Genomic DNA, 17,139 nt, shown 5'->3' on the forward strand with positions numbered 1-17,139 from the left:
CGWTGCCTGAAGGTGTGAGCATGTCTGTGGCAATTCAGTTTATGATGCTATCTGTTGGTGCGATCATCTTATTAGCGACGAAAGTGTCGCCGCAAAAAATTGTTAATAGTAATGTGTTTACTGCGGGCATGACTGCTGTGGTGATTATTTTTGGTATTGCATGGCTAAGTGACACTATCATTGGCCACCATAAGAGTTACCTTGTTAGTTCGTTAAGTGATTTAGTTAGCGCTTATCCTTGGTCATTTGCAATTGCGATGTTTATGGCATCTGTATTCTTAAAGAGCCAAGCTGCAGTATTGACGATTATGTTCCCGTTAGGGTTTGCTTTAGGTATCCCTGCACCAGTGCTTATTGGTGTTATACCTGCTTGTTATGCCTACTTCTTCTTCCCGTTTTATCCAAGTGATTTAGCCGCGATAAGCTTTGATAGATCGGGTACGACAAATATTGGTAAATATGTATTAAACCATAGCTTCATTATTCCAGGGTTTATTGGGGTAACAACGGCGACAGTGCTAGGTTACTTCATCTCGACCATAGTGATTAATCATTAAGTGATGTTATGAGTTGAGAAATTGTCTGAATAATCTTTGATGGTTCAGGTATAAAAAAGCCCAGCAATCGCTGGGCTTTTACATTAAGTTTTAGCTAATGATTAAGACTTCATCTTACGACGACGGAACGCCGCTAAAGGAAGAAGAAGTGTTGTTAACCAGCCCATAGAGCCGCTGTCATCTTTTTCATCAACAGCATTAACTGTAATTGTTGCAGTTGCTGTTTCACTTTCAAGTTCGCCATCTGAAGCAGTAACATCAAACATGTAAACATCATCACCAGCTGGAGCGGTAAAGCTTATTGAAGCATTCCCATTTGAGAAGTTAACTGCTTGTCCACTCGTTTGAACCCAATTATAAGTTAATGAATCACCATCTACATCTGCGCCATTGGCTGTAGCTGTGACGACAAAACCTTCAGTACTATTCATACCGCTAGCCGAAACTGTAGGTGCATCATTAACATTGGTTACTGTCACTTTAACTTCAGTTGGTGTGCTCACAGTTCCAGCATCATCCGTTGAAGAATAAGTAAAGCTGTCCATGCCAAAGAAATCAGTGTTAGGTGTATAAGTCGCTTCACCAGACTCTGTTAATGTTACTGTACCGTTTGATGGCTCATCGATGATCATTGCCATTCCAAGCACACCAGATGCAGATGTATTAATAATACGTTGAGCATTTGCAGTCATGCCATCACCAGTAACCTGAGCACGAGCTACTTTCTGATCTGGCATAGTGTCATTTTCTAGTACATTGAAGGTTGTAGCTGACTCTTCTTCAGTGGTTGGAGTGTCCATATAACCTAAGTCAAAATCACTACCAGTTGCTTTGTAGTCAATTTGAACTTGGCCAGCAGCAGCAGAGACAACTTGTAGGTAATCACCTGTAGTCACTGTAGAACCTGCACCATTGTAATGGTATGTTGTACCAATAGTGCCACCGATATTCTCAGCACCAACTGAAACATTCGAAGGTAGGTTAGGAATATCTAGATAATTAAATGATACATCTTGAGTGTCGCCAGCTTTGATCCATACACTGAATGAGTATGCATCTCCAGATGTGTCGTTCCAAAGTTGAGCTTTATCCCACTCGACAACAATAAAGGTATCATCTCCACTTGAAACAAACTGTAAGCCTAATTGACCTCCTCCAGTATCTCCTGCTGTTCCATCACTTAAATCATAATCTGACCAGAAAGGCGCTAATATGTTATTTGGGTTTGTGCTATCAGGTAACTCTTTGTTGTTCCATGTGCCACTAGTATTACCGCCGCCAACTAGTACAATCCCGTTGTCAGAAATAGTGATAGAGCTGTAAGTTACACCGTTATACTTGAACGCAGGTGTATTAAAACTGAAAGACTTTTCATCACAACCTTCGTCGCAAGGAGGTACATAAGCTAAATCTAGTGCGAAAATACTTGGGTAAGTGCCTGTTGAAGCACCAATAGACATTTCAGATTGCTCAAGACTACCAACCCAAGTGATAACACCCGTGTCTTCATTGACGCTAAAGCCATTTTGAGAAGCATTGGTTAAGGTGACAGACACATCATCTTCTGAAGTTAGCATGGTTCCTTCAGGCACCTTAGCTGTGAAGGTGACCGTATTTTCGAACATGGTGTTGTTTAATACTGCAGAGATTTCCATATCATCAGCTGTGGTTAAATCACTATCATCTGATGAAATAGAAATAAGTGAAGCATCGCTAGATTCTTGTGCAAGAACAGCAAGCGGCAAATGCGCATCTTGCATGCCTGATGCACTTGATAGCATGACATTACCGAAAATCCATTCGCCGTATTCAGCAAAAGTAGAATCGACTGTGACCATAAAGGTTGCTGAGCCACCAGCTGGAATATCCAATGTTGAAGGAGAAACCATAATACCTGCAGAGTCAGAACTTGCTGCTAATGACCATGAAGTATCTTCCTCACTTTTGTTATAAACAGTTCGAGTGAAAGTACATGGACCAACACATGAGTCAGCTGCAATTGAAGGCTTATCGAAGGTTAGCACTGCTTTAGCTGCTGCATCTAAATCCATACGACCGGCACCCATAGCAAAAGGTGTTGCTGCAGTCGTGGCATCATCATCTAAGATCCCATCAACTGTTGAAGTCGAGGTAAGAGCCGTTTTGATGTCATTTGCAGACCAATCGGGATGTAATTGACGCATCATTGCTGCAGCACCAGCAACGTGTGGACTTGCCATACTGGTACCAGAAATCATGTTGAAATCTTCGCCGCCATCATCTGGAGAGTACGCTGACAAGATATTGGTTCCTGGTGCAGCCAAGTCAGGTTTCAGCATATTCTGATTACCGTTTGGACCGCGAGAGCTAGAGCTATTAATAGTATCAGCTAATGCTGGCACCATGATGCGCTTAATTTCAGAGCCTACTGTACCAGTAGGTGCTGTTTCTCCCATTGCATCAATAATTGCAGCACCATCATCGTTAGAGATCATCACAGATGGGAAAGTCACACCAGGCATAGACATAGTGATTGGCGCGCCAGGGTTACTGTTGTAAACAACTAATGCTTCAGCGCCTGCATTCATCGCATTTTCTGCTTTGGTTGAGAAAGCACACAAACCGCGTGAAATAAGGGCAATGCTGCCTTTAAAGCTATCAACAGGGAAAGCTTCACAGCCTTCAAAGTTCATTTCATCAACATTTATAGCTGCAATAACAGGGGCCGTGACATCCATCTCAATAACAGTATCAGAACCTGGAATCGCTAATAGATCTTCTCCGCCAGCATTAAAGCTGTTAGCAAAGTAACGGCCTGTTGTGCTGTTAGCCACAGCAATGCCTGATTCGATACAGGCTGGACAACCAATAGTGCTTGCACCATTGCCATCGTTACCAGCAGCTGATACGACAATAACACCAGCAGCTTCAGCTGCTTCAAACATAGTTTTGTAAGGGCTACTTGCAGGATCTGCACCTGCGCCGCCGCCCCATGAGTTGTTGATAACATCTGCGCCATCATTAACTGCATGTTCTAATGCTTCCATTAACATGATGTTAGAGCCGCTACCACCAGTACAATCAGCAGTTGAATATAAAGCTTTATATGACATTAAGTATGCAGCAGGTGCTACACCTGATAATTCTACATCGATGTCATTAAATTGAGTTGATACGAGGTTACCTACAGCTGTGCCGGCAACGTGAGTACCATGACCACCAAAGCCTAATGGGCTCATATATTCATCAGCACACACTTCAAAAGTTGGCTGTGACCAGCGGGCAACAATCAGTTTATTATTACAGAATGCTTCGTCAGTCGTTGAACAGTAATCATCAGTTGGCATGGCGCCCATTGGGGCTTCAAAGCCTTCATCGGCAAACATTGGGTTTTCTGGACGAATACCACCATCAATAATAGCAACACGGATACCTTTACCCGCATTTTCCATTCCACTGACCGTTTCCCACATTGCATCAGTGTTAATCACTTCAAGCGATGCATCCATACTGATGTTGTACATGGTTTCAGGGTAAACAGATTTAACGCCTGGAATTGCCATTAACTGCTCAACAGTTAAGTTCTGGCCTGCAACGGTGACACCGTTAAATAAAGTTTTAAATTGGCGTTCGACTTTGCTATTTGCTGACACACTGTTTAGTGCATTCGAGAATGCTTTTTGCTCTGTAGCAAGGTAAGAAGCATAATTTTGTACAGCTGATGATTGTACGTTTAATTTAGTATTTTTAGATGAAACGGCAGTTGCTGCTAAGTTGGCTGTACCACCTTGATACGCCGCAACAGCTGGAGATGATAGCTCAACGATAAATCGCTGTGGTGTTGTAATACTGTTCAGTTTTACCGCTGGTTTCTTATGTTGGTCTATAGACAGTATTTCTAAGTCGTACTTACTGCCTGTCATTTCGGTGTTTGCAAAGCTAGCGCTAGAGAGTAACGCTGCTGATATAGCTAAAGATAATTTAGTCTTCACAACTTCTTCCTTGGTTAAAGCATTTACCACGTCCAAGCATTTGTAGGGTAGAGACTAGGTCGGTGGTAATGCTGTTTATTATATTTTTTGCATTAATGCGTTTGGTGCATTCTTTGATGCACTCAATGACTTTTTAACACAAATAATTAACAAAGGTAATCAAAGTTGTTACAAATTATTAAATCTATTGTAAATTAATACTACCCCTTAGGGAGTATAAGGTTTTTACGAACGTTATAAGGGATATCATAATGTACTAAGGCTTAACCCCTCTAACAATCGGGTTTTGAAGGCTTATTAAGGTTTCTGTTGATTGAATTTCATCAATTGATTGAATGCGATTGATCAAAACATGCTGTAATCCATCGATAGACTGGCACATTACCTTTACAAAAACGCTGTAATTTCCTGTTGTATAATATGCCTCAACAACTTCCTCTAAGGCATTTAACTTTGATATGGCTGCAGGATAATCTCCTGCACTTTTTAAGTTAATGCCAATGAAACAGCAAACGTCATAGCCTAAAGCTTTAGGATCGACTGTAATGCGAGCACCGGTGATAATGCCTGCTTGCTTCATTTTTTCGACACGAACATGAATAGTACCGGCACTTACCGCGAAACGTTTTGCTAATTCAGCAAAGGGCGTTCTTGCTTCTTCCATTAATGCTTCAAGAATTTGATTGTCTAGTTGATCTCTTTGAAATGGAGTTTCCATAGTAAAATGCCTAATTAAATTATAATTAGGCATTAATTTACGATGAATGATGAAGAATGGCTATCAAAAAGTTCTCATGAACAATTTTTATCTAACTTAAAATATTCTCTAAGTTAAAATATTCCCTAACTTAAAGTATTCTAAGTTTTACGCATTCGAGTTGGGTTTGCATAGGAGTAGAACCTGTTTTATTGCACGCCAATAGGCTCAATAAATGGTACTTCAGAATTAAAAGTCATTTTTTTCTGGCTGTATGGATGATGTATTGTGAGCTCAGCTGCATGAAGTAATAACCGTTCTGATAAACGTTTAGCTAACGGATCTGCATAAAAACCATCACCTAAAATGACATGACCTATGGCCATCATATGGATCCGCAGTTGATGTGAGCGACCTGTGATAGGGGTTAGTTTTACTAGAGTCGATTGCTTGGCGTAACTGACCACTTCTACGTGAGTTAAAGAAGGCTTGCCAAGCTTATGGTCCACTTTTTGTTTTGGGCGATTAGGCCAATCGCAAATCAGTGGGTAATCAACTTGTTTAATTGACGGGCTGACATGGCCTGCCACTCTAGCGTAGTAAGTCTTAGCTGTTTCGCGATCTCTAAATTGGCGCTTTAATTCTCGCTCTGCATTACGACGTAAAGCGACCACAATAACGCCAGATGTGGCCATATCCAATCTATGTACGATTTGAGCATTAGGGTATTTCTCTAGTACACGGCTATAAATGCTGTCATGGTATTGTGCTTCACGACCAGGGATCGACAATAGGCCTGATGGCTTATTCAGAACAATAATATCTTTATCTTCATGAATAATATCAAGCCAAGGATCGGTTGGAGGAGTATAGATAAAATCTGCCATGGTCTGCCTTTTACGTAATTGCGCGGCAAAGATACCTTTCAGGTTACTTAAGTGCAAGCAAACTATCTCCTGTCGTGCTTACACTGAGCTATTAGCTATTCATGTTAGATGTTCTTAATCACACAAGGCATGTCACCAAGATTCAAATTTACTGAGGTTTAAGTCCTAAGGTTTAAGTCACTAAGGTTCAAATTAACCAAATTTTAGAGCCGCTTAGCTTTAAAGTTACAACCGTAAAAGACACAGAGCCTGAAATGTATTTTAAGATTAAGAAAATGCTGTGCCGTTAACGTGCATAATGGTAAAGGTCCAAACAACAAAGGCTAAGGGCACATGCACTAAGGCATAAAAGCCTTGGTCAAGGCGTGACATACCTTGTGCATTCCAAATCAGATACACATGGCCAATAAGCACTAACGGAAATAGTGACAGTAATGGGTATAGCGCAAACGGGCTGGCATCAGCAAAAATACTATGGCTAAACAGTGCCCAAAAAACCATAAAACTGGTCGTTAATGGTGGAGCAGCTAATCGGTATTGCTCTGGATAAGGAAACATCCTATTACCTTAAAAATAACAAAAGATAATACTAGATTAACCTTTAATTTCCTTTTTGCCATGTATTACTTTTCTATGGACTATAGAATAATGGCGTAATCCGGCTGGACCATGCGACACGACTACCGATAACAACACAATAAAAATTGTAATCTCTGGCTTCCAATCGGCCATAGGGATAAATAAGCCCAGCAATAGCACCTTAAGTATGGTCAATACACCTTTAAGTTGAATTAACCAACGCCAGTCTCTTATTACTTCCCACGCAAATAAAGCTACGCCGCTGGTCATGGCTAGGATCCAATAATTGATCCATAAGCTTTGCTCTATTCCAAGTAATAAGCCTCCGCCAGCACCAACTATGCCGACTATATGCAATGCGCGCAGACTGGTTTTTCCTAATCTTTGTAACCAGAATTGAAACTCAGATACTTCTTGATGCTGCTTTTTAGACATGAATTACACATAATTGAAATGTTAATAATGTGTCAGCTTAGCAAATTCATCTTGAATGAATAGCGATCTATAGCAAAATATAAATTATTGATATGCTAGTGGCATTAGAAATCGCAGCTTAACTGGAAATTAACGTATTTTAGACAGACAGCATTGCGGTTCGTTATTTGAAGTATCAAGGCTAGTAAATAAGCTTTGTTGATTAAGGACATTAAATGAAAATCGGATTCTTCAGCGCAAAAAATTATGACATTCAACATTTTGATGCAATGAACAAAGACTTTGGAGCCTCAATTGAATATTTTGACTATCGACTTTGCATGCAAAATGTCAAGTTGGCGGATGGCTTTGAAGTTGTGTGTGCATTTGTTAATGACTCTCTGTGTGAAGAAGTATTAGTCGAGCTTGCAAAAGGCGGCACTAAAATTATCGCAATGCGTTGTGCAGGCTTTAATAACGTTGATTTAGATGCCGCTAAACGTTTAGGCATTACTGTCGTCAATGTCCCTGCTTATTCACCTGAATCCGTTGCAGAGCATACTATTGCGATCATGCTGACCTTGAATCGAAAAATTCATAAGGCCTATCAACGTACCCGTGATGCAAACTTTGCATTATCCGGCTTAGTGGGTTTTAACATGCATGGTAAAACTGTTGGCGTCATTGGTACCGGGAAAATTGGTATCGCCACTATCAAAATCTTGCTTGGTTTTGGCTGTAAAGTTGTTGCATACGATCCGTATCCAAGCCCTGTTGTAAAGGCGTTAGGGGTTGAATATGTCGACTTAGATACTTTATATCCACAATGTGACATCATCAGTCTTCACTGTCCGTTAACACCAGATAATCATCACCTTCTTTGCTCCCAAAGCTTCAACAAAATGAAACCTGGAGTCATGGTGATCAACACCAGTCGTGGCGGATTGCTCAATGCCATTGATGCGATGGAGGCGTTAAAGGTTGGTCAGTTGGGCTCATTAGGTTTAGATGTGTATGAGAATGAAAAAGAGCTCTTTTTCCAAGATAAATCAAATGAGATTATCAGGGATGATGTGTTCAGAATTTTGTCGGCAAGTCACAATGTTATTTTTACTGGTCACCAAGCTTTCTTAACCGATGAAGCATTAAATGCTATCGCTCACACCACCCTAAAAAATATTACCGACCTAATTACCAGCCATCACTCAGATAATGAGTTAAATTAGTCACCAAACAGCTGTTTGAGAAGATCTCAGAGTAGTTTATTTATCAGCAACCGTTTTGATTTAAGCTTTGCCTACTAACAATAAAGAGGGATTATGATCATTACCAAGGAAGTGCACGATATCACCACAGCTACTGGCGTGATGCGCACGTACGTTTATCGTCCTGATGTACCAGGTCAGTTTGCGAGTATTATTTTTTACTCCGAAATCTTTCAACAAACTGCGCCCATTGCAAGAAGTGCAGCCATTTTAGCTGGCCATGGATTCGTCGTGTTAGTGCCTGAAGTGTTCCACGAATTAAACCCTATCGGGACAGTGCTTGAGTATGGCGATGTAGGTAAAGATAAAGGTAATGCAGATAAGTTTGCCAAGCCGTTAGAACATCATGATAGTGATACAGAAGCTATGGTTGAGTTTGCCCGCAGTCAAGAGTATTGCACCAGTCAAATTGGTGTGATGGGGGTATGTATAGGCGGTCATTTAGCTTATCGTGCTGCACTGAATCCAGATATCAGCGGCGCATTTTGTTTATACCCAACGGATATTCATTCAAATACTTTACCTTGCGAAAAAGGCAATGACTCATTGACCCGCACAGGTGATATCGCTGGTGAATTGGTGATGATATTTGGCAAACAAGATCCTCATGTCTCAAGTGAAGGGCGTAAATTGATTTACCAGAAACTAGAGTCAGTTCAAGCTAATTTTAGTTGGCAAGAAGTCAATGCTCAACACGCTTTTATGCGTGATGAAGGCGAACGTTATGATGCCGCTCTGGCACTTCAAATGTATTTGCAAGCCGTGGCCTTCTTCCAGCGATTATTGAGATAAAGTTGATGTGAGTGCCTGAGGGCGCCTAAAATTTAGCTGTAAAACATAGATTCGCTCAAACTGGCATCTTGATTAGCCTGTTTGGGCGATTTTTTGTTTAAAGTAGCAAGTTTTGCAGCTTACTAGTGTGAGTTATTCATTATCCTGTAAACTAGCCAGCCAAATTTCATTCATCTATCTATGATTGCGTTCGACCAAGATGAATAAGCAGAGCTAAGCAAATGTCAGATTATCAGCAGTTACACCATGTCAGTGACGATATTGGTCCTATTTTCGTATTGGAAGATAATGATTTTAGGATCCTATCCTTTGGTGATAATGACGAGCAAAGTAAAATCCTCAAAGCTCAGCCTCATGTTCCTCAGCATACCTATATTCAAGCAATGCTGGCGGTGTTGTTATTTTCTAAACCTAAAAGTGCGATAATTTTAGGTCTAGGCGGCGGAGGCTTAGTACACGCGTTACGCCGTTATGATGCTGCAATTAAGTTGACTGCAGTTGAACTGCGAAAAGATGTTATTGAAATATCTAAACGTTACTTTCAACTGCCGATAGGGAAAAAACTCAATATTGTGCATCAAGATGGTGGTGATTTTCTTGCCAAAGCTGAGCACAAAAGAGTGGATGTTATTTTTGCGGATATGTACATAGAGCAAGGCGTTGACGAAAAACAGCTGACCACTGAGTTTATTGAGAACTGCCACAAAGGATTAAAAGCCGATGGTTTTTTAGTGCTTAATTGTTGGAAGGAGCACAGTAAAAGCGAGCTACTAAAGCAAACGCTGTCTCAGCACTTTGCTAATGTATACGCAACACTTACAGGAGGCGGCAATTGGGTGATTTATGCCAGTAAGCAGCCACAATCATTTAGCGCTGCGACCAATAAGCAGCAGTTACAGCAGTTATCTCAGCAATTAGATTATTCAGTTTCACGCTCTTTAACTCGATTCACTCAATGGGAATAACGACCATGAGGTTCCTGCGATAACAGCTTTTAAGACTGAGTATCTGTCAGTTTTAAGTTGTAGCGCTTGAGCAAGTTCTTTTTGTTCCCTATTGCTGATGCCCAAAACAAACTATGTGTTATCGGAAAGTTCGATAGTATTTCAATATTCAGAATCAACTTTCTAAAAAACCGATTAGGGTGATAGTTTTTACCCGTTATATTTAATTCTAAGTTATCGCTATTATCTATTCCATCAAACGGATACAGCTAAACACTTAATTAAATATATCGGAGTAACACAATGACTCAATCAATTATCAACTCTACAATCAAGCCATTCTCAGCTACTGCATTTCACAATGGCGAATTTGTACCTGTGACTGAGCAAGACCTTTTAGGTAAATGGTCAGTGGTATTCTTTTACCCAGCTGATTTCACATTTGTTTGTCCAACTGAATTAGGCGACATGGCTGACCATTACGCTAAGCTTCAAGAAATGGGCGTTGAAGTTTACTCAGTATCAACTGACACTCACTTCACTCACAAAGCATGGCATGCAAGCTCAGACACTATCGGTAAAATTAACTACCCAATGATTGGTGACCCAACTGGCGCAATCACTCGTAACTTCGGTGTGATGATTGAGGAAGACGGTCTAGCACTTCGCGGTACATTCGTAATGAACCCAGAAGGTGAAGTTAAAGTTGCTGAAATTCATGACCTAGGTATTGGTCGTAGCGCATCTGAGCTAGTACGTAAAATTCAAGCAGCACAGTACGTTGCATCTCATGATGGCGAAGTATGTCCAGCAGCATGGCAGCCAGGTGAAGAAACTCTAGCTCCATCAATTGATTTAGTTGGTAAAATCTAACAAAAAGATTAATGGCTCATTCATCTCATCATCGTGAGTGAGCCATATTCAATAGATTCACCAATACTGTTTCAAATCATCTCCAATCAACCTTAGACCTCCCTCTGGTTTTACTCGATTCATCACCGAGTTTAACTCTCTAAGGTTGATATTTTTTTGCTCAATCATTTATTTTCTAGGAGCACACCTATGTTAGATACGAATATTAAAAATCAACTGAACACCTATCTGCAAAACCTCAAGCGCCCAGTTGAACTTGTCGTGTCAGCAGATGAAAGTGCCAAATCTCAAGAATTATTATCGCTTGCAAAAGATGTTGAAGAGTTATCAACGCTAGTCAGTCTTAAGCAGCAAACGTCGGTTAGAACGCCGTCGATGAGTATTCTAAACCCGCAAAATGGTTCAAACATTACGTTTGCAGGTTTACCAATGGGGCATGAATTTACTTCACTAGTGCTCGCATTACTTCACTCTGGTGGTCATCCCATTAAATTGGCTGATGAAGTGATTGAACAAATCAAATCATTACCAGGTGAATTTCATTTCGAAACTTATGTTTCGCTGAGTTGTCAAACATGTCCTGAAGTGGTTCAGGCATTAAATATGATGGCAGCAATTAATCCTAATATTACTAATGTGATGATTGACGGTGCCTTATTCCAAGACGAGGTAAACGATCGCAACATCATGTCTGTACCTTCTGTCTATATGAATGGCGAGCCATTCTCGGTGGGCGCCATTAGCGTAGTAGAAATATTGAACAAGCTTGATGTTAATGCTGTAGCAAGAAAAGCCGAGCAGATTAACAGTAAAGAAGCGTTTGATGTTTTAGTGGTCGGCGGTGGTCCTGCTGGCGCTTCAGCTGCGATTTACGCAGCACGTAAAGGACTTCGCACTGGTATTGTCGCTGATAAATTTGGTGGCCAAGTGGCAGAAACTGTTGGAATCGAAAACTTTATTTCAGTATCTAAAACTGAAGGCCCTAAGTTGGTTGCCAATTTAGAAGCACACGTTAAAGATTACGACGTCGATATCATGGATAACCAACGTGCCTTGTCATTAAAAGATGGCGGTTTATTTGAACTAGAGCTAGAAAGCGGCGCTAAGTTATCAAGTAAAACAGTATTGTTGGCTACAGGTGCACGCTGGCGTGAAATGAACGTACCAGGTGAACAAGAGTATCGCGGTAGCGGTGTTGCGTATTGTCCACATTGTGACGGTCCACTATTTAAAGGAAAGCGTGTTGCGGTGATTGGCGGCGGTAATTCAGGTATTGAAGCTGCAATTGATTTAGCCAATATCGTTGAACACGTTACTGTACTTGAGTTTGATACCACATTGCGTGCAGATGAAGTATTGCAACGTAAAGCGCAATCAATGGGTAATATCGACATTATTACTCAAGCAATGACCACTGAAGTTGTTGGTGATGGCAAACGTGTAACGGGTCTTAAATATACTGACCGTAGTACAAACGAATCTCATGATGTTGAGCTTGCAGGTATCTTTGTTCAAATTGGTTTAGTGCCAAACACTGAATGGTTAACAGATACTGTTGAACTCACCAATCGCGGCGAAATCATTGTCGATGGCAAGGGCCAAACATCTATCCCAGGTGTGTTTGCTGCAGGTGATGTGACAAACTCAGCTTATAAGCAAATCATTATTGCAATGGGTAGTGGTGCCACTGCTTCACTAGGTGCGTTTGATTACTTAATTCGTCATAGTGAAGATGAGCAGACTAAAGCTGCTTAACTAAATTGCATAACTAAATTGTTTAACTACAGCTGCTTCTTGTGTTTAAACTGAAGCAAAATTTTTGAGATTAAAAAGCTAACTTAGGTTAGCTTTTTTTATGCCTGTGAGTTAATCAGACTGATAAAATACTGTAAGGAGTTGTGGTTTTGGGGCTGATAAAAACACACAATTAAAAATCACTGCTTAATCTTGCAGTTAATATCGCAAGTGATTAAAAAATAGCTATAATCAAACGATAATAACTCAAATACTAATCAGATAAATGCAAACCAAGACACCGACTTTTGAATTTCAGTTGCACATAGAGACGCAACAATACTTAGCAAAAAGTTGTCGGTGGCTTAGTGTTTTATCCTTCATATTAGCTATAGTGATTTTCGTCTCCATTGTCATCAATAATCCAGATAAAGACATCGTTTTCACTTCGCTCAGTCTCATTCCAATTACGTTGATTTCACTGTTCGGTGTTATTCATAACTTTACATTGCCAGAAAACCTTCAAGTAAATAATTACAAAAGATTTTATCGATTCATTTTCGCTTTGGTTCTTTGTTGGGTGGTCGTGTGCAACTTATTTTTATTTCAAGCTCTGTCAGCTCAAACAACCGTTGAGTCTTTGATTCATTTGATTCTGCTTTCTTTTGTGGTGGCGTTATTCCCGTCACGAGGGTTATTGGTCATCCCTGTTGTCATTATTGGTACATATCTAGTTATTGCGAGAGTATTTTTCTTTTCTATCGACTTATTTATTCCAGTAATTAAGATGCTGAGCTTTTTTGCTGTGATTGTTTCAGGTCAGCAAGTAGTAGAAAAGTGGTTCAGAAAAGCAGTGTTTAAAGATGTTGAAAACCAGCGATTAGTGAATGAATTAAATCATTTGGCCTTAACCGATGGTTTGACCAAATTAAGTAATAGACGCCACTTTGACTCGATGCTTAATAAAGAAATTCAGCACTCAGAGCGAACAGGCTTGCCTCTGTCGATTATTTTAATGGACATCGATTACTTTAAAAAACTCAACGACTACCTAGGTCATCAACGAGGCGACGAGTGTTTAATTGAACTGGCTAAGTTATTAACCAAACAGATAAAAAGGCCGAGAGATGTGTGCGCTCGCTACGGAGGTGAAGAATTTATTGTGTTATTGCCCGAAACTGACCTTTCCGGTGCGGTGGATGTGGCTAACAATATCAAAATACAATTAAACCAATTAGCCTTAAAGCATCCTGATTCATTAGTAAGTGAATTTGTCACTGTATCTCAAGGTGTGGCGCAGTGGAAGTCAGGGATGACAGTCGAGCAATTGGTTAAACAAGCTGACGATAAGTTGTATGAGGTTAAAGCCAATAGCCGAAATAATATTGCCTATGCACTATAGTTATTCCATTTACAGTCGATATACAAATTGTAACGTATTTAGCTTCATGCCCGCATAAAAGGATTTACGCGTTTCGCCGTGAAAACAGCACAGATAACATTATATAAATTCATAATAAGTGCCTGCGGTTTATAAATATACGTGTTTTAAAGTTTCATTTATCTTTTTCAAGTGCTTTGGGGGCAATCAATGAATTGGTTTAGCAACATGTCTATATTTAAGAAAATCGGGCTGATTTTCGTTTTATCTGTCATCATTTTTGCCGTTAACCTCACCATTAGCATAGTGTCTATTAATAAAAATAACGACACCATGACCTTCATGCAAGATAAGGTTGCGCAGCGGGTTGAACTTGCAAATCAGAACGTTATTTATGTGCAGCGCCTTGATGAACTTTACACACAAGCTGTGTCATTTGCAGATGAAGACTTGATTGATAATGCCGTTAAAACCTACGATTCATTAAAGAAAAATATCAATAGTTTATCGGGCCTTGATAGTGAGCAATCAGCTAATCTATCAACGCTTAATCGTGAACTAAATCAATACAACGATATTACCTTCGATCTTGCTAAGGGTATGATTGATAACAGTCTTGATATGAGCAAGATTGGCGAGATTATCGCAAGTAAAACCCAAGTCTACGACAAGTTAATGATCGGCGTTCAACGTTACCAAACTGACAAAGTCGCTGAATTTAATAATACCATTCAAGAGTCTGTAAGCCGCTCTGAAAGCAGTTTGGTACTGACACTATCAATTGGATTAGTGTTGTTGTTACTCATGGCAGTTGCGACTATTTCTATTGCTAAATCATTAAGTGGCTCTGCCGGTAACCTTGCTAACTCATTGGGTGAACTGGCTGACGGTAAAGGTGATTTGCGTCATCAACTCGATGTCACAGGCCGTGATGAGCTGGGTCAAGTATCGTCAAATTTTAATCGTTTTTTACGTTTATTAGCGGATTCAATTCAGCAAGTAGTGAGTGTGACAGCCCCGTTATTACAAAGTGCTGAATCTTTAAAAGAACGTATGGGAACAGCCACGCAAGCGACTGAGAAGCAGAGCTTGGATGCTAAAGCTGTGCAGCATTCAATGGAAGAAATGGGCTTGTCTGTTAACGAAATTTCGCAAAGTGCGCAGCAAGCTGCTGAGGCTGCTGATAGTGCAGAGCAAGAAGCAACGAACGGTTTAGCCGTTGTGGCCAGTACGATTAATATTTCTCAAGAGCTTAATGCTGAAATTGAAGTGGCTTCAGATTCGATAAATGAATTAGCTAAAGATACTGAAAGCGTTAATTCTATTTTGAATGTGATTACCTCGATTGCTGAACAAACAAATTTACTGGCGTTAAATGCCGCAATTGAAGCTGCTCGTGCGGGTGAGCAGGGACGTGGTTTTGCTGTTGTTGCAGATGAAGTGCGGGCACTTGCTTCAAAAACAGCCGATGCGACTAAAGAAATTCGTGAAGTACTGTCCCGTTTAAAAGTGGCTGCAGAGTCATCGGTTAGCACTATGGATGTGGCTATCGGCAAAGCATCAGATAACGAGAAACATGCCCGTGAAACTGGTGATGTACTCAAATCAATTCAAGAACAAATTGTCAGTATTAACACCATGAATACCCATATTGCCGCAGCGACAGAACAGCAATCAGCGGTTGCGGCGCAAGTGAGTCATAACGTGGTTGAAATGAATGCGTCTTTTGTTCAAACCTTAGATATTTTGGCAGAGGTTCAAGATGTATCAGAAGGCTTATTAGGTTTCTCTGATGAGCTGCAAAGTGCAACATCTCAGTTTAAGCTCTAACGAAATATAAGCTGTAGGATAAATTCACAGTTATTAAATATTAGTGACTAAAAAATTAGTTACTAAAAATTAATTAATAAAAAATTTTTTTACTAAAAATAAGTCTCTAAAAACAGTCACTAAAAAGCCACCGTCAGGTGGCTTTTTGGATCATAGGTATTGAGATAATAGTCTGCAAAATCTCAAGAGGTATTTACTCAAACTGATAAGTATAAGAAAACCCGACTTTATTTGTTTTTCCATAATCACTTTCAGAGATAAAGCCATAGAAGTTGAATGATTGCTGCTGATTGATTTTATAGCTGGCACCACCGCCAGCCCAGTAGCTTGAATAACTGTCACTGCCAGCAGCGCCTCCGCCAAATGCCATTAGGGTCCAACTGTCTCCTAGAGGCTTCATTGCAAAAGCGCCAAGATATGCGCCATGGCTGGTTTTAGGGACTAAAATAAAGCCATTATCATCGATGACGTTTTCTTCGGCAATGTCGCCATCGGTATAGTTGTACCCAGCCATAGGAAATATTTGCCAACCGCCAGGGGTAAAACCGAAATAACTCAACGGAATAAATGTACCCACACTATAACCGTTTGAGCTTGCATCATTGTCGTATTCATTGCGATTAAAGTTAAAATTCACAATACCAAAATCAAATAGCCAAGAACCGCCAATACGCCATTCGCTGCCATCATCATTGATGCGTGTGTTCACCATCCGCGTGCTATCAAGGCCAATAGATCCTGAAAAGGTAAATTGCTCGTTATAGCCAACTCCCGCTTTAGTGACAATTTTAGTCGGATCTTCATGGTGCTTTTCGTCAGCGATAACGAGCAAAGAAGCAGGTAACGTACACAAAATTGAAACTGATGTGAGTAAATGAGATTTTGCCATACGAAAAGGGAAACCTATTGGTGAAGGGGGTACTGAGGAAAATTTGCCGCAGTCTAGCAAAACTAACTGTGTTATTTGGAATATCAGTTATTCCATTAGGAATAAACGAATGAAACATCACTGTTTGCTGCTTTGTTAGGCGCTATTTCTCGCCGTGTTAGCGTATTATCTCAAACATTATAATCGGCGAAATTGCTTCATTCATCGCTTTGATTTAACTTACTACCCATAGGTAAAAAATCATCAGCAAAGCGGGTAAAAAATACTCATAAAAAAGAGTCATCAAATCCTGCTTATTACTTTAGCTGACTGCGCGCAAAAGGACT

Annotated in this window: 14 protein-coding genes; 8 read left to right on the forward strand and 6 right to left on the reverse strand. The window is 40.2% G+C overall.

From position 1 onward, the window contains the following. A partial coding sequence (locus FNZ24_RS01375; RefSeq protein WP_324187462.1) for an anaerobic C4-dicarboxylate transporter family protein occupies window positions 1-557 on the forward strand: 557 nt, incomplete at its 5' end. Between the two features lie 101 nt (window positions 558-658). Here the strand turns inward: FNZ24_RS01375 and FNZ24_RS01380 are convergent. From FNZ24_RS01380 to FNZ24_RS01400, 5 genes are all read right to left on the reverse strand, one after another. Then, complete coding sequence (locus FNZ24_RS01380; protein WP_153912639.1) at window positions 659-4,528, reverse strand: S8 family serine peptidase; 3,870 nt, start codon at window positions 4,526-4,528, stop codon at window positions 659-661. Between the two features lie 256 nt (window positions 4,529-4,784). Continuing rightward, entirely contained in the window at window positions 4,785-5,246 is a 462-nt protein-coding gene (gene asnC / locus FNZ24_RS01385) for a transcriptional regulator AsnC (protein ID WP_055022683.1), read from the reverse strand. Between the two features lie 188 nt (window positions 5,247-5,434). Further along, window positions 5,435-6,112: a bifunctional tRNA pseudouridine(32) synthase/23S rRNA pseudouridine(746) synthase RluA gene (gene rluA / locus FNZ24_RS01390; RefSeq protein WP_153912640.1), complete on the reverse strand. Its 678-nt coding sequence runs from the start codon at window positions 6,110-6,112 to the stop codon at window positions 5,435-5,437. 267 nt (window positions 6,113-6,379) lie between these two features. Next, window positions 6,380-6,670, reverse strand: coding sequence for a hypothetical protein (locus FNZ24_RS01395; protein WP_153912641.1), 291 nt, complete (start codon window positions 6,668-6,670; stop codon window positions 6,380-6,382). A 36-nt stretch (window positions 6,671-6,706) separates the two neighbouring features. After that, complete coding sequence (locus FNZ24_RS01400) at window positions 6,707-7,126, reverse strand: hypothetical protein (RefSeq protein ID WP_153912642.1); 420 nt, start codon at window positions 7,124-7,126, stop codon at window positions 6,707-6,709. A 215-nt stretch (window positions 7,127-7,341) separates the two neighbouring features. On the opposite strand from FNZ24_RS01400, the gene FNZ24_RS01405 reads away from it, so the two are divergent. The 7 genes from FNZ24_RS01405 to FNZ24_RS01435 all read left to right on the forward strand — a co-directional run bounded on the left by FNZ24_RS01405 (window position 7,342) and on the right by FNZ24_RS01435 (window position 15,924). Next, entirely contained in the window at window positions 7,342-8,331 is a 990-nt protein-coding gene (locus tag FNZ24_RS01405) for a 2-hydroxyacid dehydrogenase (RefSeq protein ID WP_153912643.1), read from the forward strand. 93 nt (window positions 8,332-8,424) lie between these two features. Then, window positions 8,425-9,162 carry a dienelactone hydrolase family protein gene (locus FNZ24_RS01410; protein ID WP_153912644.1) on the forward strand — a complete coding sequence of 246 codons (738 nt, stop codon included), beginning with the start codon at window positions 8,425-8,427 and terminating at the stop codon, window positions 9,160-9,162. Between the two features lie 221 nt (window positions 9,163-9,383). Continuing rightward, window positions 9,384-10,127: a spermidine synthase gene (locus tag FNZ24_RS01415; protein WP_153912645.1), complete on the forward strand. Its 744-nt coding sequence runs from the start codon at window positions 9,384-9,386 to the stop codon at window positions 10,125-10,127. Between the two features lie 282 nt (window positions 10,128-10,409). Then, a complete protein-coding gene (ahpC, locus tag FNZ24_RS01420) occupies window positions 10,410-10,979 on the forward strand; it encodes an alkyl hydroperoxide reductase subunit C (protein ID WP_153912646.1) in 570 nt (189 codons plus the stop codon). Between the two features lie 189 nt (window positions 10,980-11,168). Next, window positions 11,169-12,734 carry an alkyl hydroperoxide reductase subunit F gene (ahpF, locus tag FNZ24_RS01425; protein WP_153912647.1) on the forward strand — a complete coding sequence of 522 codons (1,566 nt, stop codon included), beginning with the start codon at window positions 11,169-11,171 and terminating at the stop codon, window positions 12,732-12,734. Between the two features lie 265 nt (window positions 12,735-12,999). Continuing rightward, window positions 13,000-14,115 carry a GGDEF domain-containing protein gene (locus FNZ24_RS01430; protein WP_153912648.1) on the forward strand — a complete coding sequence of 372 codons (1,116 nt, stop codon included), beginning with the start codon at window positions 13,000-13,002 and terminating at the stop codon, window positions 14,113-14,115. A 189-nt stretch (window positions 14,116-14,304) separates the two neighbouring features. After that, window positions 14,305-15,924: a methyl-accepting chemotaxis protein gene (locus tag FNZ24_RS01435; protein ID WP_153912649.1), complete on the forward strand. Its 1,620-nt coding sequence runs from the start codon at window positions 14,305-14,307 to the stop codon at window positions 15,922-15,924. Window positions 15,925-16,117: 193 nt separating this feature from the next. On the opposite strand, the gene FNZ24_RS01440 is transcribed toward FNZ24_RS01435, so the two are convergent. Further along, window positions 16,118-16,813 (reverse strand): hypothetical protein, encoded by a 696-nt coding sequence (locus FNZ24_RS01440; protein ID WP_153912650.1) that lies wholly within the window; start codon window positions 16,811-16,813, stop codon window positions 16,118-16,120. Window positions 16,814-17,139: the final 326 nt, after the last annotated feature.

This window comes from Shewanella sp. TC10, assembly GCF_009663145.1.
GTDB lineage: Bacteria > Pseudomonadota > Gammaproteobacteria > Enterobacterales > Shewanellaceae > Shewanella.

Bases quoted from the DNA above. Each gene is read 5' to 3' on its own strand.
- FNZ24_RS01440 (WP_153912650.1), bottom strand. From the start codon at position 16,813: ATGGCAAAATCTCATTTACTCACATCAGTTTCAATTTTGTGTACGTTA.
- FNZ24_RS01400 (WP_153912642.1), bottom strand. From the start codon at position 7,126: ATGTCTAAAAAGCAGCATCAAGAAGTATCTGAGTTTCAATTCTGGTTA.
- FNZ24_RS01405 (WP_153912643.1), top strand. From the start codon at position 7,342: ATGAAAATCGGATTCTTCAGCGCAAAAAATTATGACATTCAACATTTT.
- asnC (WP_055022683.1), bottom strand. From the start codon at position 5,246: ATGGAAACTCCATTTCAAAGAGATCAACTAGACAATCAAATTCTTGAA.
- ahpF (WP_153912647.1), top strand. From the start codon at position 11,169: ATGTTAGATACGAATATTAAAAATCAACTGAACACCTATCTGCAAAAC.
- FNZ24_RS01430 (WP_153912648.1), top strand. From the start codon at position 13,000: ATGCAAACCAAGACACCGACTTTTGAATTTCAGTTGCACATAGAGACG.
- FNZ24_RS01410 (WP_153912644.1), top strand. From the start codon at position 8,425: ATGATCATTACCAAGGAAGTGCACGATATCACCACAGCTACTGGCGTG.
- FNZ24_RS01415 (WP_153912645.1), top strand. From the start codon at position 9,384: ATGTCAGATTATCAGCAGTTACACCATGTCAGTGACGATATTGGTCCT.
- ahpC (WP_153912646.1), top strand. From the start codon at position 10,410: ATGACTCAATCAATTATCAACTCTACAATCAAGCCATTCTCAGCTACT.
- FNZ24_RS01435 (WP_153912649.1), top strand. From the start codon at position 14,305: ATGAATTGGTTTAGCAACATGTCTATATTTAAGAAAATCGGGCTGATT.
- FNZ24_RS01395 (WP_153912641.1), bottom strand. From the start codon at position 6,670: ATGTTTCCTTATCCAGAGCAATACCGATTAGCTGCTCCACCATTAACG.
- rluA (WP_153912640.1), bottom strand. From the start codon at position 6,112: ATGGCAGATTTTATCTATACTCCTCCAACCGATCCTTGGCTTGATATT.